At 57.1% G+C, this 21325-nt stretch carries 19 protein-coding genes and 1 riboswitch; of the genes, 16 read left to right on the plus strand and 3 right to left on the minus strand.

Annotated elements, in window-relative coordinates:
* Positions 1 to 93 precede the first annotated feature (93 nt).
* On the plus strand, positions 94 to 621 hold the full coding sequence (locus EH55_RS13350) for a TRAP transporter small permease (RefSeq protein WP_051682623.1): 528 nt from the start codon (positions 94 to 96) through the stop codon (positions 619 to 621).
* Between the two features lie 2 nt (positions 622 to 623).
* Positions 624 to 1940 (plus strand): TRAP transporter large permease, encoded by a 1317-nt coding sequence (locus EH55_RS03760; protein ID WP_051682624.1) that lies wholly within the window; start codon positions 624 to 626, stop codon positions 1938 to 1940.
* Between the two features lie 139 nt (positions 1941 to 2079).
* On the opposite strand, the gene EH55_RS03765 is transcribed toward EH55_RS03760, so the two are convergent.
* Positions 2080 to 3498: a Na+/H+ antiporter NhaC family protein gene (locus EH55_RS03765; protein ID WP_037974950.1), complete on the minus strand. Its 1419-nt coding sequence runs from the start codon at positions 3496 to 3498 to the stop codon at positions 2080 to 2082.
* A 371-nt stretch (positions 3499 to 3869) separates the two neighbouring features.
* On the minus strand, positions 3870 to 5222 hold the full coding sequence (locus EH55_RS03770) for an amidohydrolase family protein (RefSeq protein WP_037974914.1): 1353 nt from the start codon (positions 5220 to 5222) through the stop codon (positions 3870 to 3872).
* Between the two features lie 256 nt (positions 5223 to 5478).
* Here EH55_RS03770 and serC point away from each other — a divergent pair, with 256 nt between their 5' ends.
* The 14 genes from serC (at position 5479) to EH55_RS03840 (ending at position 20530) form a co-directional block, all read left to right on the plus strand.
* Positions 5479 to 6561 carry a 3-phosphoserine/phosphohydroxythreonine transaminase gene (gene serC / locus EH55_RS03775; protein ID WP_037974915.1) on the plus strand — a complete coding sequence of 361 codons (1083 nt, stop codon included), beginning with the start codon at positions 5479 to 5481 and terminating at the stop codon, positions 6559 to 6561.
* An 85-nt stretch (positions 6562 to 6646) separates the two neighbouring features.
* Entirely contained in the window at positions 6647 to 7768 is a 1122-nt protein-coding gene (locus EH55_RS03780; RefSeq protein WP_236617066.1) for a phosphoglycerate dehydrogenase, read from the plus strand.
* A gap of 356 nt (positions 7769 to 8124) precedes the next feature.
* Positions 8125 to 8883: a glycyl-radical enzyme activating protein gene (locus EH55_RS03785; protein WP_037974918.1), complete on the plus strand. Its 759-nt coding sequence runs from the start codon at positions 8125 to 8127 to the stop codon at positions 8881 to 8883.
* A gap of 29 nt (positions 8884 to 8912) precedes the next feature.
* Complete coding sequence (locus EH55_RS03790; protein ID WP_037974920.1) at positions 8913 to 11285, plus strand: glycyl radical protein; 2373 nt, start codon at positions 8913 to 8915, stop codon at positions 11283 to 11285.
* Between the two features lie 28 nt (positions 11286 to 11313).
* Entirely contained in the window at positions 11314 to 13713 is a 2400-nt protein-coding gene (locus EH55_RS03795; protein WP_037974922.1) for a glycyl radical protein, read from the plus strand.
* Between the two features lie 10 nt (positions 13714 to 13723).
* Complete coding sequence (locus EH55_RS03800; protein WP_037974924.1) at positions 13724 to 14665, plus strand: glycyl-radical enzyme activating protein; 942 nt, start codon at positions 13724 to 13726, stop codon at positions 14663 to 14665.
* A 164-nt stretch (positions 14666 to 14829) separates the two neighbouring features.
* Positions 14830 to 14936: riboswitch (TPP riboswitch) on the plus strand.
* A gap of 52 nt (positions 14937 to 14988) precedes the next feature.
* A complete protein-coding gene (gene cytX, locus EH55_RS03805) occupies positions 14989 to 16185 on the plus strand; it encodes a putative hydroxymethylpyrimidine transporter CytX (RefSeq protein ID WP_037974926.1) in 1197 nt (398 codons plus the stop codon).
* A 149-nt stretch (positions 16186 to 16334) separates the two neighbouring features.
* Positions 16335 to 17078, plus strand: coding sequence for a carboxymuconolactone decarboxylase family protein (locus EH55_RS03810; RefSeq protein WP_201769332.1), 744 nt, complete (start codon positions 16335 to 16337; stop codon positions 17076 to 17078).
* Positions 17079 to 17380: 302 nt separating this feature from the next.
* Positions 17381 to 18022, plus strand: coding sequence for a translation initiation factor IF-3 (gene infC / locus EH55_RS03815; RefSeq protein ID WP_051682626.1), 642 nt, complete (start codon positions 17381 to 17383; stop codon positions 18020 to 18022).
* A gap of 50 nt (positions 18023 to 18072) precedes the next feature.
* Entirely contained in the window at positions 18073 to 18270 is a 198-nt protein-coding gene (gene rpmI / locus EH55_RS03820; protein ID WP_037974928.1) for a 50S ribosomal protein L35, read from the plus strand.
* 48 nt (positions 18271 to 18318) lie between these two features.
* Positions 18319 to 18669: a 50S ribosomal protein L20 gene (gene rplT, locus EH55_RS03825; protein WP_037974930.1), complete on the plus strand. Its 351-nt coding sequence runs from the start codon at positions 18319 to 18321 to the stop codon at positions 18667 to 18669.
* Positions 18670 to 18994: 325 nt separating this feature from the next.
* Positions 18995 to 19831, plus strand: coding sequence for a tyrosine-type recombinase/integrase (locus EH55_RS03830; protein ID WP_037974931.1), 837 nt, complete (start codon positions 18995 to 18997; stop codon positions 19829 to 19831).
* Between the two features lie 64 nt (positions 19832 to 19895).
* The gene (locus tag EH55_RS03835) at positions 19896 to 20255 is read left to right on the plus strand and encodes a type II toxin-antitoxin system RelE/ParE family toxin (protein ID WP_037974933.1); all 360 of its coding nucleotides are present in this window, start codon (positions 19896 to 19898) and stop codon (positions 20253 to 20255) included.
* Positions 20252 to 20530: a helix-turn-helix domain-containing protein gene (locus tag EH55_RS03840; RefSeq protein ID WP_037974934.1), complete on the plus strand. Its 279-nt coding sequence runs from the start codon at positions 20252 to 20254 to the stop codon at positions 20528 to 20530. The genes EH55_RS03835 and EH55_RS03840 overlap by 4 nt, the downstream gene beginning before the upstream one ends.
* Before the next feature lie 186 nt (positions 20531 to 20716).
* Here EH55_RS03840 and EH55_RS03845 read toward each other — a convergent pair.
* Positions 20717 to 21325, minus strand: a 609-nt coding sequence (locus tag EH55_RS03845; protein ID WP_236617067.1) for an IS256 family transposase, incomplete at its 5' end; no start/stop codon positions are given.

Here is a 21325-nt window from a genome sequence, read left to right on the forward strand (position 1 = left end):
TTCAAATAACTTTATTCTGGTTAACGCCGTAATGTTGCGCGCGGGGAGGAGGTCGCCTCCTCCCCGCGCGATGAAAAGGGAAGTGACGGAGCAATGAGGGAAGTCAAATTTATCTATAAAATTATGGATTCAAAGTTTGAAAAAAATCTGGCCCGCTTGGAAACATTAGTGATGGTGATCACGACCTTGGTAATGCTGACGATACTTGCCATCGTCGTCGGGATGAGATATGTCCTCCATCAGGACTTTTACGGATACAACGAGATAGTGCTCGCGGATTCGTTTTGGATGTACTTCATCGGCGCCGCCTTTGCCATGCGCAGGGAGGAGCACATAAAAGCCGACATACTTAAAAATTTTATAAGTAAAAAGGGCGGCGCGGTTATGAGGCTGCTGGCCGACATAGTGCAGACAGCGGTAAACTACGCCATGGTGGTCCTTTCATATAACCTTGTGGCGTCGAATTTTCGAGCCTGGACTATCACCCCGCTGTGGGAAATCCCCTTTTTTGTCCCGCAGATATCTATTTTTATATCGTTCGTCCTTATGGCGTTTTATCTGACGATGTACATGATCAGGGATTACAACGATCTGGTCGTGCTGTTTAAGGGAAGGGATTAAAGATGTCCTCGTTAGCGTTGATCGGTATAGCCATATTGATAATAATCGGCGGCCTGCTTCTCGGAACGTATATCCAGTACGCGTTTTTGGCGGCCGCCTTCTTCCTTGTAGGGACGCTGGGATATAAGACAAGCTTCATGCTGACCTATGGCTACAGCGTCGTCAATTCGATCGTCCTCCTCTGCGTCCCCCTTTTCATCGCTGTAGGATTGCTGATGAATCAAAGCGGCATAGGCAAGAGCCTGGTGGAATTCGTCTCTATTTTTGTGGGAAGGGCGAAATGCGGGCTGGCGGTCGTCGCGGTCGTAGCCAGCGCGGCGTTTGGATCGATAGCGGGCAGCAGCCTCGCGACGCTTTCGTGCATAGGTACGATCATGAAGCCGCGCTGCGCTGAGGCCGGGTATGACAGAGGCTTTACCGCGGCGCTTGTCTCATGCGCGTGCCCCTTAGGCCTGCTTATACCGCCGAGCGCCCACATGGTGCTCTATTCATGGGCCGGACGTCAGTCGTTGCTGGCCTGCTTCCTTGCGACGGTCGGCCCGGGGCTCATGCTGGTTTTCATGCTTTCGCTCTGCAGCTACTTTATTCTCAGGAACAACCCGAATATCAAAGTCAATGAAAAGATACCTCTTCCGGAACTCCTTACGCTTGCAAGAAAGAGGACCGGATCCGCCATCCCGGCGTTGATGATGCCGTTCATCGTTCTTGGCGGCATATACGGCGGTTTCTTCACGCCGACGGAGGCGGCCGCCGTAGCGGTATTGTATACGATACCTGTGGGATTCTTCGTATACAAAAAGCTGACGCTGAGAAACCTTTACGATACTCTGGTTGAAACGGCCGCCAGCACGGGAGTCATTATGGTGATGATATTCTGCATAATGATATTGAGCCGCATATATATCATGGAAGATCTGCCTGCAATGATCACGGAGCATCTCAAAAACTTCTCGGACAACAAGTATGTGATTCTGCTCTGTACGAATGTGATTCTCCTGATAATCGGCATGATAATGGACGATACGAGCGCGATACTTCTCTGTGCGCCTATCTTTATCCCCATACTTGAGGAATTTGGCGTACATCCGGTCCATTTTGCGGCGATAATGGGCGTAAATATAGGGATAGGCGTTCTCACTCCGCCGACCGCGCCGAGCCTCTACTTTGGTTCGAACGTGATGAAGGTGGAAGTGGCGGAGATGCTGCCCACAACGTTGAAGCTTCTTGTCTTCGCCTGGCTGCCGACGCTGATGGCGGTCACTTATATACCTGCGCTCGCTCTCTGGCTTCCCGATACGCTTCTTGGTGGCATAATGTGATAGAGAAGGGAAAGTTATTCGCAAAGCGTGCGGGCCGCAGCGCCTGCAAAAGCAACGCCGCGACCCGCACGCCGTTGATACAAAGACGGAAGGCAAGGGGATCGGGGCTTGTCATTCCGTCTTTTTTGATAGCTTGCCTTTAGAGGATGAAGCCCGCCGCCGCGTAGAGGATTATCGACGCCGCCGCGAAGAGGGCGCAGTACGGGGACTGCGTCTTTATATGGTCGATGATGTCGCAGCCGGTAGTCGAGCAGGACATGATCGTCGTGTCGGAGATCGGCGAGGTGTGGTCGCCGAAGATGCTACCGCCGAAAAGCGCGCCGGCCGTCAGCGGCACGCTGACGCCGAGGTTCAGCGCCATCGGCAGCGCTATGACGGACATGATCGCCATGGTCCCCATCGACGTGCCCGTCGCGAAGGATATGAGGCAGGAGACGATGAAGACGAGCGTCGGCAGCAGCGCCGGGCTCAGATGTCCGAGGAATATCGACGAAAGGTAGTTGCCGGTGTCGAGCGCCTTGACCGTCGTGCCCATCGTGAAGCCGAAGAGCAGTATGAAGGCTATCGGCAGCATTCCGGCCGCTCCGGCGAACATCTCGTCGATGACGCCGTTCAGCGTGTAGAGCTTTTCGGCGACGCAGAGTACTCCCATTACGAATAGCGAAACGAAGCAGCCCCAGAGCAGCGAGTTCATGCCGCTCCCCTTGAGTATCGAGCCGCCGCCCGTCACGTACAGCGTCGCGATGACGGTCGCGAGCAGCGCGCCGATCGGCAGGAAGAGGTTAGTCGCGCGCGGCCGGGCCTTGGAGATGCGCGCGTTGCGCGCCTGCGCTTCTTCGCCCCCGCGGCGCCCCGGCTCGTCGAGCTCTCCGCTCTTCAGCGCGCGCTCTTCGGCGGCCTTCATCGGGCCGAAATCCTTCTGGAGGAGCGCGACTACGAGGACGCCCAATACCGCGAGCAGACAGTAGAAGTTCAGCGCTATCGACTGTATCAGCACGCCTATCGCCTCCTCTTCGGCGACCCCGCCCGACGTGAGGTAGCCGATCATCGCCGCGAGCCAGCCGGAAAGCGGGATCAGCACGCAGACGGGCGTCGACGTCGCGTGGACGATAAAGGCGGCCTTCTCGTGCGGGACCTTCAGCGCGTCGTTGACCGGGCGCGCGACGGAGCCCGTGACCATGCAGCTGAGCGAGCCGGAGGTGAAGATGAGCACGCCGAGCAGCCAGGTGAAGATGTTGGCCGCGCGCTTCGACTTGATGACGCCCCTCTTTTCGACCATCATCTCGACGAAGCCGTCAATGCCGCCGGACTTTTCGATGAGGTGAATCAGCGCGCCGATCAGCAGCATCGAGGCGATGACTATCGTGTTGCCGCTCGAACCCATCGTCTTGACGAAGCCGTTGAGAGTGTCGTTGAGGGCGGCGACGACGTTCCAGTCGGCGAGGATCGCCGAGCCGAGGAACACGCCGATGAATAGCGATATGAAAACGTTTTTCGTGACTAGCGCCAGAACTATCGTGAGTATCGGCGGTATCACTGACCAAAAGCCGTACTGCATTGCAAACCTTCTCCTTTCGCGCCTGACGCGCAGGCGCATTGAAATCTTTTTTCTTTTTCCGCCCGCGGCGTGGCGTAAGGTCTCCCTGCCGCGACGTAATATCGGTCGCGAACAAAAAATTAGGCCCGTGAACATCCCTCCCCTTAGTCGCCCTCCCACGGCGCTTAAAAAACAAAGCCAGACATTACGCCCCGAGGCGTTTTGTCTGGCTGGATCTCTCAGCTTATACCCACGCGCCGGAACGGCGTGTCAGCGGAAAAGGCAGTCATGTTAAATTTTACCCGGCGGACAATTCCGCCTGTTGGCATTTATTTTAGGTCAACGCCTCCGTCGCTGTCAAGCTCAGGCGCGTTTGCCGCGTTCGTCGTTTGTCACAGGCGCAGCGAGCGGCCGAGCTTATCGTTGACAATTTTGCCGTCCGCGAACGCGACTTTGCCGCCTATCATGACGCAGCTGATGCCGGAGGGCGGCGTAGTCGGGGCTTCGAACGTCGAATTGTCGCGCACCTTGGTGGGGTCGAATATCACGATGTCGGCGTCCGCTCCAGCGCCGATGCCGCCCTTGCCGCACAGCCCGGCTTTTTCCGCCGGCAGCGCCGTTATCTTGGCGACGGCGTCGTAAATCGGCATGCGACTCCCAGCGTATTTGCCGAGAAAGCGTGGAAAACAGCCGGCCGCTCGCGGGTGCCCCTGCCCGGAGCTGAGCAGCCCGTCGCTTGCGATCATGACGCCCGGCTGCACGACTGCCATGTCGATCTCCTCCGGCAGCATCACGCGGCACACCGTCAACGTCAGGGGCGCGTCGCGGCGCAGCTCGTCGAAAATCTCCTTCGTGCAGCTCCGCCCTCTGTACTTGCCCTCGCAGAGCTCGACGACGCTATAATCGGCGCGGTAGCGTTCGAGGAAGCCCTCGTCGTAAGTCGTCTCGCCGATGCGCGTGCTGAACGCGTAGTAGGGGTAGCAGTCGCAGTGGAGGCGGAGGCCGTTCGCCCTTTCGGCGTCGACCTTTTGCAGGAAGCGCTCCATCTGGCCGAAGCCCGCCATGCTGCCGATATGCGATATCTGTGTGTTGAGGCCGAACTTCCTTCCCGCCTCTATCAGCTCGTCGGCCGCGGCGAAGACGCCCTCCGCGTCGTCGCGTATGTGCGCCGCGATCATCTTGCCGCCTTTGCGGCAGAGCCGCGCGGTGCCGTGCAATTCCTCTTTGCCGGTGCCGGGCACGTAGCGCAGCCCGTAGGATATCCCGGCGCAGCCGCGGTCGAGCTGCTCCTCGGTCTTTTTGCAAAGAGCCTCCAGCTGTTCCGCGCTGATGCGCGCGTATTTGTCGCGGGCGCCCGCGATGTTGCGCAGCATCGTGTGCCCCGCCAGCATCGCGACGTTGACCGGTGCGCCGGCGCGGTCTACGGCGTCCAGATAATCCGCCGGCTCGCAGACGTTCTGCCCGCAGTTGCCGGCGACGACCGTCGTCACCCCCATCCGCAGCATGCAGTCGAATATGCACACGCGGATATCGCCGCTTGCCTCGTCGATCGGATCCTCGTGCATGTGTATATCGATGAAGCCCGGCGAGACGACCTTTCCCGTCGCGTCGACCACGGCGTCCGCTCCGCCGGGCTCAAGCGGCGTCAACGCCGCGACTCTGCCGTCCTCTATAATGATATTTTGCTTTGAATTGACGCCGTTTTTCGGGTCGACGACGAAACCGCCTTTTATAACAGTGCGCATAAAAATCCCCGCCCTTTCGATCTGCCGCGCGCGCCGCCGGCCGCGCGGAGCGATGATTTATTATAGCGACGACGCGGGAGAAAAGACAAGACGCCGCCGCCGGTCGCGGGAGAAACGCGCGGATATCCGCCCATATATATGATAACCGGTAAAATAGCTGAAATCGTAAATAGAAAATGCGAAAGGAAGGGCGACAATGCTATAATAGCCTTTATTGAAAAATTTAACTTGGCTGAATAAAGCGAGGCGTTAGCATATGAGCAGAGTATATAATTTCAGCGCGGGGCCGGCGGCGCTCCCGGAAGAAGTGCTTCGGCAGGCGGCCGCGGAGATGCTGGATTATCGCGGGACGGGCATGAGCGTCATGGAGATGAGCCACCGTTCAAAAGAATTTGAAAATATCATCGAGGGCGCCGAAGCGACGCTGCGCGAGCTTATGAGCATCCCGGCGAGCTACAAAGTCCTTTTCCTGCAGGGCGGCGCGAGCCAGCAGTTCGCCGCCATTCCGATGAACCTTACTCGGAACGGGACGGCCGATTACATCGTCACCGGACAGTGGGCGAAAAAGGCCGCGGCCGAGGCCGAGAAATATACAAAGGTGAACAGGATAGCCTCGTCGGCGGATAAGATCTTCTCCTACATCCCCGACTGCTCCGACCTGCCGGTCGACAAAGACGCCGACTACGTCTACATCTGCCAGAACAATACGATATACGGGACGAGGTATCCTCAGTTGCCGAAGACGAAGGGGCGCCCGCTGGCCGCCGACGTATCCTCGATGTTCCTCTCCGAGCCGGTCGACGTGGAAAAGTACGGCGTGCTCTACGCCGGCGTGCAGAAAAACGCCGGCCCGGCCGGCCTTGTGGTGGCGGTGATACGCGAGGATCTGATAAGGGAAGACATCTGGCCGAATACGCCAGTGATGCTCTCTTGGAAAACGCAGGCCGACGCGAAGTCGCTCTATAACACGCCGAACTGCTGGGCCGTCTATATATGCGGCCTCGTCTTCGAATGGCTTAAGAAAAACGGCGGCCTTGCGGCCATGCGGGAAAGAAACGAAAAAAAAGCCGGGCTGCTCTACGATTATCTCGACTGCAGCTCGCTCTTCCGCGGCACGGTGGAGCCCGCGTCGCGCTCCCTTATGAACGTCCCCTTTGTCACCGGAAACGAAGAGCTCGACAAAACATTTATAAAAGAAGCCGCCGCCGCCGGGCTGGTGAACCTCAAAGGGCACCGCACCGTCGGCGGGATGCGCGCGTCCATCTACAACGCGATGCCCTACGAGGGCGTGGAGGCTCTTGTAAAATTCATGAAGGAGTTTGAGGCGGAGCACGCTTAAAGCGTTCAGCTTTTAGCGAAGACGGCCGAATATCGATATGAAAAACCGCAAAATATATTGCCTTAATCCCATAAGCGAGATCGGATTGAAGAAATTCCGCGGCGGATACTCCATCACGGACAAAATCGAAGACGCCCACGGCGTGCTCGTCCGCAGCGCCGACATGCTGGCGATGGACTTCCCCAAATCCCTGCGCGCCATAGCCCGCGCCGGGGCCGGAGTCAACAACATCCCGCTGGAAAAATGCTCTGAGATGGGCATCGTCGTATTCAATACGCCTGGGGCCAACGCCAACGGGGTCAAAGAGCTGGTGATCGCCGGCCTGCTTTTAGCGTCGAGAAACATCAGCGGCGGCATCGAATGGGTCAGAAAAAACAGCGGCGGCGAGAATATCGCGAAAGACGCCGAAAAAGCCAAGAAAGCCTTCGCCGGGCGCGAGATACTGGGGAAAAAGCTGGGCGTGATAGGGCTGGGCGCGATCGGCGTCATGGTGGCGAACACGGCCATATCTCTGGGTATGGAAGTCTACGGATACGACCCCTATATATCCGTAGGCTCCGCGTGGAATTTAAAGCGCGACGTGCACCACTCCGAAAACGTCGACGAACTGTATGAAAAGTGCGACTATATCACCGTCCACGTCCCCGCGACGCCCTCGACCAGAGGCATGATAGACGCGGAGGCGCTCGCGAAGATGAAAAAGGGCGTAAAAATATTGAACTTCGCCCGCGACACGCTGGTAAGCGAAAACGATCTGGCCGCCGCTCTGGAAAGCGGGCATGTCTCAGTATATGTCACTGACTTCCCGACCGCAAAGTCCGTTAAAATGAAAAACGCCGTCGTCCTCCCGCACCTGGGCGCCTCCACGGCCGAATCCGAGGACAACTGCGCGGTGATGGCCGCCTGCGAGCTCCAGGAATACCTTGACAACGGCAACATCAAGCATTCCGTCAACTATCCCGACTGCGACGCCGGCGTATGCAGGACGGAATCGCGCATCGCCTGCCTGCACGGCAACCTTCCCGGCATGATCAGCAAATTCACGGCCATAATGAGCGAGGAGGATATCAACATCGCGAACCTTACAAACAAGAGCCGCGATAAATACGCCTATACCGTGATCGACATCGACACGCGCATAACCGACGAAGCGCTTGAACGCATAAGAGAGATCGTCGGCATGCACAGGGTTAGGATAGTCAAATAGCCGATCTGGGCGTCCCGCCGGGGTAAACCGCGGCGCAGACCGCCGCTTCGAACTGCGGTTTATAGACGGGAATTTTATAGAATGGCGTAGGGTTTCAAAAGATCCATGCCATTCTTTTTTTATTTCCCAAATTACTCAAAACGGCATCAAATACCTTCATGGCGACAAGATAAGGGTAGCGTCTTGTTATTTTCCATGTTATAGTTTGGCGTCGGATAAAAAATGGAACGATGATAATTTTCATGAAATATTCATGAGATTTTTGAAGCTTTTATCTTGACAAGGACGCCCTTTCATTTATAATTTAATCAGATTTTGGTAGTGCCTTTGGTTGAGCCAAAAAGGAGGAAAGGCGGATGACGCGCGGCGTTATTTTCAATCTCGCACATTACGCTGTACACGACGGGCCGGGAATAAGGACAACCGTCTTCCTCAAAGGCTGCCCGCTGCGCTGCGTCTGGTGCTGCAGCCCGCAGTCGCAGAGCTTCGAGCCCGAGCGCTCTCTGACTGATGAAAAGGTATACGGCCGCGAGGTGGGCGTCGAAGAGCTTTTCGCCGAGGTCTGGCGCGACGCCCCCTTCTGGCGCCGTTCGCGCGGCGGCGTAACGCTCTCCGGCGGGGAAGTGCTGTCCCAGCCGGATTTTGCCGTCGAGTTCCTCGGCGTCTGCCGCGCCCACAACGTCCACACGGCTATCGAGACGTCGCTCTTCGCCTCTCCCGAGGTTTTCCGCCGCGTCGCCGAAGCGGCCGATCTTATCCAGTTCGACGTAAAGGCGATGGACGGCGCCCTGCACAGAAAGCTCACCGGCCGGGACAACGAAGTCATCCTGCTGAACGCCGTCTGGCTGCTGCAAAGCGGCAAGGACTGCCTCGTCCGCTTCCCGATGGTCCCCGGCGTCAACGACTCCGAAGAGGAGCTGCGCGCTCTGGGCGCTTTCGTCGAGAAGTGCCGCAAATGGGCCGACGTTGAAATATTGAAGTACCATAGGCTCGGCGTCGGCATATACGGAGAGCTGGGGCGCAGCTACGCGCTGCCGGACGTTCAGCCTCCGACGGAAGCGGAATTGGCGAAGGCGAAAGAAATTTTGGGCGGATACAAGATAAATGTTTTTTAGAACGGCGCGATAGGAAAGGATGTAACGCAATGGACAGGAACGATACGATCAAACGCATTTCCGGAATGAAAAAACGCATGGTCACAGAATGCCCGACCGAGCTCCTGCCGGAGCGCGCGCTGCTCGTCACGGAGGCGTATAAGAAGTACGCAAGCGAGCCGCCGGTGCTCAAGAGGGCCTACGCGCTGCGCCACATTCTGGAAAATATGACCCTTTTCATCGACGAGGGCGAGCTTTTCGTCGGGCACAACTCGCCGAAGCCGCGTTCGCCTATAGCCTGTCCCGAGCTCGGCGCGCGCTGGATACTCGCCGACCTCGACACCTTCGCGACGCGGCCGGCGGACGCCATCGGGCTGACCGACGAGAACAAGGAGATTCTACGCAAGTGCCTCGAAAGCTGGCAGGATTCTTCGCTCGACTCCGTGACGTCGAAGCTTGTCCCGGACGAAACGAAGAAGGCGATCGCCGACCATATGATCACGGTCGGCGCGCAGGGCACGGCGCACGGGAATATCGCCGTGAACAATAAGAAGCTCCTTGAGAAGGGGCTGCGCGGGATGATCGGCGAGATAGACGCAAAGTTGGCGTCCTTCCAGCCACAGCGTGCGAGGGACGGCAACAAGATAGCCTTCTGGCGCGCGGCGAAGATTTCGCTGGAAGCTGTGATAGCCTTTGCGCACCGTTACGCCGGCGAGGCGGAGAAGCGCGCCGAAAAATGCTCCGACGCGAAGCGCCGCGAAGAGCTGCGCGACATCGCCGCGGTGCTGAGGAAGGTGCCGGAGTTCCCGGCGGGGAGCTTCCGCGAGGCGATCCAGTCGGTCTGGCTCGTCTACGTAGCGACGCAGATCGAGGCCGATCCGCACGCGATGCTGCTCGGGCGCTTCGACCAGTATATGTACCCCTATTACAAGAAGGACAAGGAGGAGGGGCGCCTCAGCGACGAAGAGGCGGTGGAGCTCATAGCGCACATCTGGATCAAGTGCACCGCGATCATCAAGCTGATGGACTCTGTCACGACGCGCACCTTCGCCGGCTTCCCGCTATTCCAAAACATCACGCTCGCGGGGCAGGGGCCGCGCGGCGAGGATGTCTGCAACGAGCTGACGGAGCTGATAATGGACGCCGCGTCGCTCGCCAAGGTCACGCAGCCCTCGCTCTCCTTCCGCTATCACAACAAGGTCAGCCACAAGGCCCTGCTGCGGGCGTGCGAGATGATAAAGCTCGGGCTCGGCTATCCGGCGATCATGAACGACAACTGCATCATCCCCAAGCATTTGATCCGCGGCGCCACGCTCGAAGAGGCTCGCGGCTACTGCATGAACTGCGTCGAGTCCGACATCGAGGGCGCGTGCGACTCACGCTCCAACGGCGGCTACGTGAATATGCCGAAGGCCTTCCTACTGGCGCTGAACGACGGCGCCGATCCGTCGACCGGCGAGCAGTGCGGCCCGCATACGGGGAAGCTTGCGGATTTCAAGAGCTTTGACGAGCTGATGAAGGCTTTCGATGCGCAGGTGGCTTACTTCGTCAAGCTCATCGTCCGCGCCTACGACCTCATAGACGGCGCGCACGCGGTGCACGCGCCGGAGCCCTTCACGTCGGCGCTGCTAGACGACTGCATCGCCAGCGGCCTCACGAGGCAGGAGGGCGGCGTGAGGTATAACTTCTCGGGCATATTCGGCGTCGGCCTCGCGTCGGCGTCGGACGCGATGGCGGCGGTCAGAAAGGTCATATTCGACGACAAGAGCGCTAAGGCGGAGGAGCTGCTCGGCGCGCTGAAGGACGACTTCGCCGGGGCGGACGAGCTCAGGAAGCTCTGCTGCGGCGCGCCGAAATTCGGCAATGACGACGATTACGTAGACCTTATCGCCAGAGAGGCGGCGCACATATTTTGCAAGGAGGTCGTGCGGTACCCCTGTATGCGCGGCGGCTTCTACATACCGGAACTGCACTCTGTTTCGACTCACGTCTACTTCGGCGAGCTGACGGGCGCGACGGCCGACGGGCGGCTCGCGGAGACGCATTTCTCGGACGGCGCTTCGCCTGTCGGCGGGCGCGACCGCAGCGGCCCGACGGCCGCTATGCTCTCGATGAGCAAGCTCGACCATATAGAAGTGCTGCAGGGGGTCCTATATAACCAGAAGTTCTCGCCGTCGGTGCTGAACACTCCGAACTCGGCGGCGCTTCTTGCGGATTATATCCGCGCCTGGTGCGACTTAGGCGGGCACCACATCCAGTTCAACGTCGTCTCCTCGGGGGATCTGAAGGAGGCTCGGCGCAAGCCGGAGGAGCACCGCGACCTTATCGTCCGCGTGGCGGGCTACAGCGCCTACTTCGCGGAGCTCAACGCGAACACACAGGACGAGATCATAGCGAGAACGGAATACGAAGAGCTGAACTGAGTATTTAACTACAGGGGAGGAACTGAAGATGACGGCGACAGAACCCAAGTACATGGCAAGAGTGAACAGGTTGAAGAAGAAAGTGTTCGAGACCTACCCGGAGATAGATCTCGAAGACGCGGTGATATTGACGAAGAGCTTCCTCGAAACGCAGGGGGAGGCGCTCGTGACGAGGAAGGCGAAGGCCTTTCGCAGACAGTGCAGCGAGAAGAGCGTCAAGATATGGGACGACGAGCTCATAGTGGGCAACTCGGGCAGCAAGATCCGCGGAGGCATACTCTCGGCGGACGTCTGCTGGTCGGTGCTCGACCGCGAGCTCGAGACCATCAACACGCGCGAATACGACAAATTCAAACTTCTTCCGCAGGACAAGAAGGACTTCGAAGAGATCATCCGCCCGTACTGGAAGGGGCGTTCCAACTACGAAGAGTGGCTGGCGCGCATCCCCGCCGACGTGGCGGCGCTGCGCGACAACGGCGCGCTCTACATCGACAAGAAAGCCGTCCGCGGCTGGGGCGAAGTGACGGCTGGCTACGGCTGGTTCATCGACAACGGTGTCGAAGGCCTGCGCAAGAGGATACTCGAGCGCAAAGCGAAACTCGACGCGACAGTTCCCGGAGATTATGAGAAAGAAGTGTATCTCGACGCGCTGCTGATCACGGCCGAAGGGATGGAAATACTCGCCGAGCGCTACGCGGCCGAGGCGGAGCGCCTTGCCGGAGAAGAGAAAGACCCTAAGCGCAAAGCCGAGCTGCGTCAGATAGCAGAGAGCTGCCGCCGCGTGCCGGCCTACCCGCCGCGCACCTTCCGCGAAGCGATGCAGTCCTTCTACTTCTACCAGGTATGCATCTTCATGGAACAGAACGCCGCGGCCTACAACCCCGGGCGCATGGACCAGTACCTCTACCCCTACTACAAGGCGGACATAGAAGCTGGGCGCATCACGCCGGAAGAGGCGCAGGAACTCTTCGACTGCCTTTGGGTCAAATTCTCCGAGCCCTGCGTCTTCCAGGACGAAAAGACGGCCGAATACTCCTCAGGCTACCCGATGTTCCAGAACCTCTGCGCCGGAGGCATAGACAAATTGGGCCGCGACGCGGTGAACGAGCTCTCTTACATGATAATCCAGGCGACCATGGACACCAAACTCTACCAGCCGTCGCTCTCGGTGCGCTACAACATGGCGAAAAACCCCAACTCATTCCTGCGCAAAATCGTCGACCTCATGGTGATGGGCACCGGCTTCCCGGCCTTCCACAACGACGAAGTGGGAATAAGGATGCTCATGAACAAAGGCATCCCCTACAACGAAGCGTGGAACTGGAACCCCGGCGGCTGCGTAGAAACCAACCTCGCCGGCAAACTCCGCGGCTACTCTGCCCTCGCCGACATCAACCTCGGCAGCGTCATAGAATTCACGCTCTTGAACGGGCGCTGCCGCAAGACGGGCGTGCTTGCCGGCGCCGAGACGGGCGACCCCCTCACTTTTGAAACATACGAAGATTTCCTTGACGCACTCAAGCGCCAGCTGCACTACGTGATACGCACGACCGTCAAGGCCAGCCACATCATCGACGACATCTGCTTCGAGCGTCCGGTGCCGGCGCTTTCGATAAGCTTCGAAGAATGCATCGAAAACGCGAAAGACTACGCCTGGGGCGGAGCCAAATACAATACCGGCAACGGCATAATCTGCATAGGAGTCGCGGACCTCATCAACAGCGTCGCGGCCGTCAAACGGCTCGTCTACGACGCGAAAATATGCGACATGCGGCGGCTCCTCAGCGCGCTGGCGAGCGACTTCGAAGACGCGCCGGAAATCCTCAAAGCCTGCAAAGAAGCGCCGAAATACGGCAACGACGACGCTTATGTAGATGAATTGGCGGCCGAACTCTTCGGCTACATCGCCGACGAGATAGAAAGCTACAGAAGCAAATTCGGCGTGATGACCCCGGGCATCCTGCCGGTATCCGGCAACACCCCCTTCGGCAAAGAAGTCGGAGCGCTGCCGTCGGGGCGCCGCGCGTGGAAGCCGCTCGCCGATGGAGTCAGCCCCAACGGCGGGACAGACACCAACGGCCCGACGGCGGTGCTCAAATCAGTCGCGAACATCCCGCACGACCGCTTCGTACAGGGCACGCTGCTCAACATGAAACTCGACCCGCAGATGGCCCAAAGCGAAAACGGTGTACAGCAGATCATGGGCATGCTCAAGACGCTCTGCTCGCTCGGCGTCTACCACATCCAGTTCAACGTCGTGGACCAGAAAAAACTCATCGAAGCGCAGAAACACCCGGAGGAATACAAGGACCTCCTCGTGCGCGTCGCGGGCTACACGGCCTTCTTCGTCGAACTGGGCAAAGACGTGCAGAACGACATAATAGCGCGCACGACTCAGAGCTCCGTCAACTGCATGAGCTGCGGCTAAAAGGAAAAACATGGAAAGCCCGCACAAAACCTCCGGCACAGTGCTCCGCTTCGAAAGAAGCTCGATATACGACGGAGACGGACTCAGGACCGTCCTCTTCCTAAAAGGCTGCCCGCTGCGCTGCCTCTGGTGCTCCACCCCCGAATCGCAGAAATTCGAACCGGAGCGCGGCATGACACAAGAGAAATGCACCCTCTGCGGCAGATGCGTAAAAGCCTGCCCCAACGGCGCTCTCTCGATAGAGGGCGGCAGGATAAAAACGGATCGGGAGAGATGCGCGGGCCGCTTCGAGTGCCTGAAAGCCTGCCCCAGCGGCGCGATAACGCGCTACGGCGTGAAAATGAGCGCGGAAGAAGCGGTGCGTGAAATAGCGAAAGACGAACTCTTCTTCTTCCACTCCGGCGGCGGGCTGACCGTGAGCGGAGGCGAGCCGCTCTCACAGCCGGAATTCCTCAAAGAAGTGCTTGCCGGCTGCCGCGAGCGCGGCATAGAGTGCGCGATAGAAAGCAGCTTCTGCGCGCCGTGGGAGGAGATAGAGCCGATACTGCCCTATATCAGCCTTCTCCACACGGACATAAAACAGATAGACCCCGAAAAACACAAGAAACTGACGGGCGTGGGCAACGCGCAGATACTGGACAACATAAAGCGGGCGGACCGAAGCCCATACAAATTCGGCATAGTCATCCGCACGCCGCTGATACCGGGAATAAACGACGAAGACGAAGATTTTATAAAACTTGCGGGATACGTGAGCGGCCTCCAAAAACTCCGCTTCATGGAATTCCTCGCCTACCACAGGCTCGGCACGGAGACCTACAAGCGTTTGGAGAGAGAGTACGAACTCGACGAAATACAGCCGCCGGAGGCACAGTTCATGCGCGAAAAGGCGCTGCTCTTCAAAAAAGCCGCGGGCGTGACGGTGAAGATAAACGGCGTGACGGTGGAGTAGCGGCGGCAAAACGGGCAGGTTTAAACAAGCGGCGTACGGAAGGGCTTTTGAGAGCGCGGGAGGCGGGCGCTTCCGCGCGCCGCGTTCCCCCAGGCGCGGTAAAATCGGCTTTACAAATTTGAGAAAGCTGATAGAATACGGTCAAACGGAAGGAGATTCCTTCCACGCAGCAGACGGGGAGCCTGTTTTAAGGCTGAGAGGGGGCGACGCCCCGACCCGATGAACCTGATGCGGGTAATGCCGCCGTAGGGAGAATAGCTCGTGTGCGTTTTTACGGCTGTCCTTATGGGGCGGCCGTAAATTTTTCGTAAGAGGTGTCGGCGATGGAGGAGAAAAGGACGACTTACGCCAACGCGCTGATATGGTTCGGCGCGGCGGTGTCTATAGCGGAGATATACACCGGGACTCTATTGGCCCCGCTAGGCATGGGCGCGGGCATGGCCGCGGTCGTGATAGGGCACGCCGCCGGAGGCTTTTTGATGTATCTTGCGGCGCTGATAGGCGGGCGTTCGGCGTGCGGCGCTATGGAGAGCACGGGGCTGTTCTTCGGCCGCGGCGGCGCGAAATTTTTCGCCGCGCTCAACGTGCTTCAGCTGATTGGCTGGACCGCCGTGATGGTAGCCGGTGGCGCGATCTCGCTGGGGCTGATTCTCAACCCCGTGACCGGAATGAACAACGCGCTCTGGTGCTGCGCGATAGGCGCGCTGATAGCGCTCTGGATCGTTCTCGACATGAAAAATTTCGAGCGCGTGAACAAGGTCGCGATGGCCGCGCTTTTCATCCTTACGCTGACGCTTTCGTTCGTCATATTCGGCGGCGGGAGAGAGGCCGACGCGGTGGGCGGCTCGCTTGAATTCGCCGACGCGGTCGAGCTTTCCGTCGCGATGCCCCTGTCGTGGCTGCCGCTGATATCCGACTATATGCGCGACGCGGAAAAGCCCGGCAAGAGCGCCGCGGTGAGCAGTGCGATCTATTCGATCGTCAGCTGCTGGATGTACTTCATCGGGCTCGGGGCCGCGATCTACACCGGAGGCGCGGACGTCGCCGAGATCATGAGCGGCGCTGGCATGGGGGCGGCAGGTATAATCATCGTCGCCTTTTCGACCGTCACGACGACCTTCCTCGACGCTTATTCGGCCGGCATCAGCTTCCACGTGATATTCAAAGGCGTCAAGGAGAAGGCGGCGGGCATCGCGGTGTGTGCGCTCGGTACTCTCATCGCGATATTCGCCGACCCGGAGAGCTACGAGGAGTTGCTTTACCTTATCTCCTCCGTCTTCGCCCCTATGGCCGCGGTGATGGTGGCGGACTTCTTCCTGCTGGGTGGGGAGGACCGTTCGGCCCAGCCCTTTTCGCCGCGGAATATGGCGCTGTGGGGCGCGGGCTTCGCGCTCTACAGATATCTGATGAGCGCCGGCAGCCCGATAGGCGCGACTCTGCCGGTGATAGCGGCGACGGCGGCGCTCACGTGGATCGTCGGAAAATGTTTCCCGCGCGGGACGCGGGCCCTGACGCGCTGACATGGTAAAAGCCCGCAAAATGGATGCCGGAGGCAGGCGGGGTATACTAGCGCTTTGCGGAGCTTTATGGCTTGGGTTACATAGGAATGGCAATAGATCGGAAAGAGGCCGAACTCTTTCCGACAGGATTTAACGGGGAGGCGGCTATGATGAAGAAACAAACAGCTGGAAGAGACCGCTTAGGGGAATTTGCTCCGAAATTTGCGCAGCTCAATGACGACGTTCTGTTCGGGGAAGTGTGGTCAAGAGAGGATAAGCTCTCCGCAAGGGATCGCAGCATGATCACGATTGCGGCGCTCTTCTCAGCTGGACTTTATCCGCAGCTGAAATCTCATCTTGCGCTCGGCAGAGAACACGGCGTCACAAGGACGGAAGCTGTGGAGATCGTCACGCAGCTTGCGTTTTACTGCGGGTGGCCGAAGGCGTGGAGCACATTTCCGCTCATTCAGGAAGTATATGGGGATGAACGGCCGGAGGCGGACGGCGTTCCATCCGACCTTTCCGTGTTCCCGGTCGGGAGGCCGAATACGGCATTTGCGCAGTATTTCATCGGGCGCAGTTTCCTTGCTCCATTGACTTTGGAGCAGATTCCGACGTTCAATGTGACCTTTGAGCCGGGATGCCGGAACAACTGGCATATCCACCACGCTTCGAGCGGCGGCGGTCAGCTTCTGATCTGCGTCAGCGGCCGCGGCTGGTATCAGGAGCGGGGCAAGGAGCCGAGAGAATTGCATCCGGGAGATGTGGTAAACATCCCGGCGAACGTAAAGCACTGGCATGGCGCCGCAAAGGACTCGTGGTTCCAGCATATCGCGCAGGAGATTGCCGGAGCGGAGACGCATACGGAGTGGTGTGAGGCGGTAGAAGATGAGGATTATCTGATTCTCCCTTAATAACAGAGAAAAAATAGGGTTTTAGGAAATGATTTAGGGGTGATATGTGGGGAAGCGCCGAGCGACTTCTTATCGCGATCGAACCATTTGAAAATAGCGCGAAAAAGCTTGCGCTCTGCCGCGCGCCGTGTTAATATATCTGAGTTGGATTTTTCCAACGGGTTTTAAGCAGAGGATGCCCCTCTCGCCTGCCGGCGCTTTTAGTTGTCAGGCTGACCGAAAGATGATGTCAAAGGTCCGGGCGCATTCTTGTGCGTCCGGGCTTATTTTTATAAGCGAATATTTTTAGGAGGTGTAATGCCATAGCAAACACAAGGGAAGAGGAGCCCCGCGTAAATTCCGAGATAACGACGCCGGAGATTCTCCTTATCGATGAGAAGAACGCAAAGCGCGGAGTGGTGAATATCCAGGAAGCTCTAAGAATGGCCGAGGCCGTGGAACTCGATTTGGTCGAAGTCGCGCCGCAGGCAAATCCGCCGGTGTGCCGCATAATGAATTACGGCAAGTACCGCTTCCAGCAGCAGAAGCGCGACAAGGAAGCCCACAAGAAGCAGAAGAATCAGGTCGTGAAGGAAATCAAAATGCGCCCGAAGATCGACCTGCACGACTACGACTTCAAGGTGAAGGCGATCCAGACGTTCCTACAGGCGGGGAACCGTGTGAAGGTCTCCGTTTTCTTCAGGGGCCGCGAGATGGCTTTCCTCGACAGGGGGCGCGAGGTGCTCAGCAAGGTCGCCGGCGCCGTCGCGGAGTTCGGCAGGGTTGAGACCGAGCCGCGGATGGAGGGCTCTTATATGAGGATCATGATAGCGCCGAACGCCGAAAATCCGCTGAAGAAGGCGCAGCAGCGCCAAAAGAAGGAGCCGGAGGCGCAGCCCGTTCAGCCGAAGGTGCAGAAAGCGAAGGCAAAGAAAAACCTTCTGCCTGACGCCGACCAGATATAAAAGAATTCAGTTACCCGTCCGGGTATGAAATGTTAGAGGAGGACAATCATATGCCTAAGTTGAAATCACATTCCGCAACAAAAAAACGCTTCCGCATAACGTCTACCGGCAAGGTGATGTTCAAGAAGAGCGGGCGCGGACATCTTCTTTCCGTAAAAAATTCAAAGCGTCTCCGCACGCTGAGGAAAAAGGGGATTCTCCCGACCGGAATAGAGAAGCACGTAAAGAAGATGCTCCCTTACGCGTAGCGCGGAGCCGGGATTCAACAGTCGAAATTTTGCAAGGAGTGAATTGTCATGCGAGTAAAAGGTTCCAGTGCGAGCCGCAGCAAGCAGAAAAAATTATATAAGATCACCAAAGGATTCTGGGGGCGTAAGAAGAACGTATACCGCCGTGCGCGCGAAGCTTATCTGCACGCCCTTACGAGCGCGTTCGCGGGACGCAAGAACAGGAAGCGCGACTTCCGCAAGCTGTGGATCATCCGCATCAACGCCGCCGCGCGGGCGAACGGCATAGCCTACAGCGCCCTCATCAACGGGCTCAAGAAAGCCGACGTCGCGATCAACCGCAAGATGCTCGCGGACCTTGCGATCAACGACGCCCCTGCGTTCGCGCAGCTTGTCGAAAAGGCACGCGCGGCGCTGTAATATAAATATTTTATTTATATCGAGTGTGAAAGACTTTGCTTTTTCATACCGCGTATAAAGTAGAAAAAATGATTCTAACGGGCTTCCTGCTGGTAATAGCGGCAGGGGCCCTTCTATTATGAACACCGTTTCTTTGGCTAAACTCTTTCAAAGTCTTGTAAACTTGCGCAACCAAATCACCGACAGCCTGCTTTTGCCTTGCTAAACATATCAAACTCGTGCAAAGTATGTTAAACTCTGTCAAGAGAAAAGACGGAACACAGACGGAACCGGCGTCGAAAAATACGGTTTTAAGCCTCCACGGTTCCGGCGAGAGGGGATAAACATGCTGACAGAGAAGGAAATGCAGCGCGAGATACGTGCCGTCCCTGAGGGCGTGCGCAAGGGAATCTTAATCGACGAGGGCTTTATCCTTGACGTTTTGAAAAGCCGCAAGATGGTCTGGCGATACCGTTTTACAGATAGGCGCGGTAAAGAGCTGAAGGTCAAATTAGGCGAATACCCGGGCATGTCGCTCAGGGAAGCGCGGATTGCCCGCGACAAACTGCGCGGCGATATTGCGTCCGGAGAATATGAAGAGAAGAAGAAGGCGGTGACCTTTGGAGAAGTTTTCGAAACATTGATCAAGCGCCGTGTAGAAGGCGTCTGTACCGAGAAATACCTGCAAAATATGCGCATATACATGAAGCGCTTTATTTCCATGCTCGGCGATATGCCGATAAATGAGATAACGTCATCCGACGTTCTAAGAGTCATCGAAGCGGCGGAGTCTGACGGCGTGTATAGTACTGCCCACAAGATAAAGCAGACGGCTGGGCAGGTCTTTCGCTTCGCAGCGGCCGCGGGGCTCGTGACGGCCGACCCGACATATATGCTTACGGGGCTGTTGCAGGTGCGGAAGGTCAAGCATATGCCGCGGATAACGGACCCTGAACTTGCGGGGCGGCTGATGCGCGATATACGCGACAAGGGGCATTCCCCGACGATGCGCATATTCTTACAGCTGCACGCCTATACTTTTGTGCGCCCGAAGGAGATACGGGAAGCGGAGTGGGGGGAATTCGACCTCGCGGCGGGAGTCTGGAAGATACCGGCCGAGAATTTGAATCGGAGCCTTTTTTATTACTGTCTTTTTCACTTTTTCAGAGCGGAGTCCACTTGATAATATAGGATAAATCCTATATAATGATTTGCAATAAGATGAGTCTACTGAAGGGTGGAGTGTCGTGCAGGCTTTTGAGGTTCTTTTCTACCGTAAAGAGGACGGGACCGAGCCAGCTAAAAGCTTTATTCTCGGGCTCGACAAGAAAATGAGAGCCAAAATATTGTTATCCGTTGATTTGCTGGGTGATAACGGGCATTTGCTTAGAGAGCCTTATTCGAAGCCTTTGGGCGACGGCATATTCGAGTTGCGGGCAAAGATTGGTTCTGATATTTCGCGAGTGCTGTATTTCTTCTTTGTTGGCCGTAAGGTGATACTAACCAATGGATTTATAAAGAAGACAAGCAAGACGCCAGTCACCGAGATAACCCTTGCCAAGAAATATAGGGCAGAGTTCTTAGGCAGGAAGGAGAATCAATTATGAGTACGACGTTTAACGAGTTCTTGGCTGAACAGCTGAAAGACCCTGAGTTTAAGGCTGAATGGGAAGCGCTGCAACCGCAAAAGGCTATTATTCAGGCCATGATTGACGCGCGGAAGCGAAGCGGTATAACCCAAAAGCAGCTTGCGGAGCGTACAGGCATCGCACAGGGAGATATAAGCAAACTGGAGAACGGCAGCGCCAATCCCTCGATAAGAACGCTCCAAAGGTTGGCTGACGGCATGGGCATGAAGCTGAAAGTGGAGTTTGTAAATTAAGAGGCGGGGCCGAGCGCCGATAGCACCTTAGACGGTAGTGTAACTTATTCTGTGTAAACCCCTTGCCCCTGGATCGATGTAAGACATCAAAGGGTTACCGTTACTGCTTCAGTATCACCATAATGACATACGCTATCCGGGCTGTCAATGGACTGCAGCCCGGACTTTTCTTATAGGCGTTTAGGGCTATTCCAGATCTCCGGGTTCTATGCGTTCCTCAAAGTAAATGCACAGCTGTGACAGAATTTTACTCCAGTCCCTGTCCCTGCCGGTCCACTTTTCAGTGATGTCCATCGTCGCAAGATAAAGGAGCTTGAGAAGGGCGTCGTCTGAGGGGAAGATCGTACGTGTTTTTGTCACTTTCCTGAGCTGCCGGTTGTAGTTCTCGATCTGGTTTGTCGTATAGATCATCCGGCGCAGCTCATAGGGATACTTGAAATAAGCGGATAACTGAGGCCAGTTGTTCCGCCAGCTCGCTACCGAAGACGGGTATTTCGAGCCCCACTTCTCTTCAAGTCTGTCAAGCCCTTCCTCGGCCTGCTCCAGTGTAGGAGCCTGATAGACACCCTTCAAATCATTCATAAAAGCCTTAATGTCCTTGTAAGAGACGAATTTTGTCGTGTAACGGATCTGATGGACAATGCAGCGCTGGATTTCGGCCTTGGGATATACGGCGCTTATCGCATCTGCAAAGCCTGTCAGCCGTCGACGGAGATAATGAAAATATCTTCGTGCCGCGATTACGGATCTCGTTAAGGACACCGACCCAGTACTTGGCGCTCTCATTTCCGCCGA

The sequence above is a fragment of the Synergistes jonesii genome, assembly GCF_000712295.1.
Taxonomy (GTDB): domain Bacteria; phylum Synergistota; class Synergistia; order Synergistales; family Synergistaceae; genus Synergistes; species Synergistes jonesii.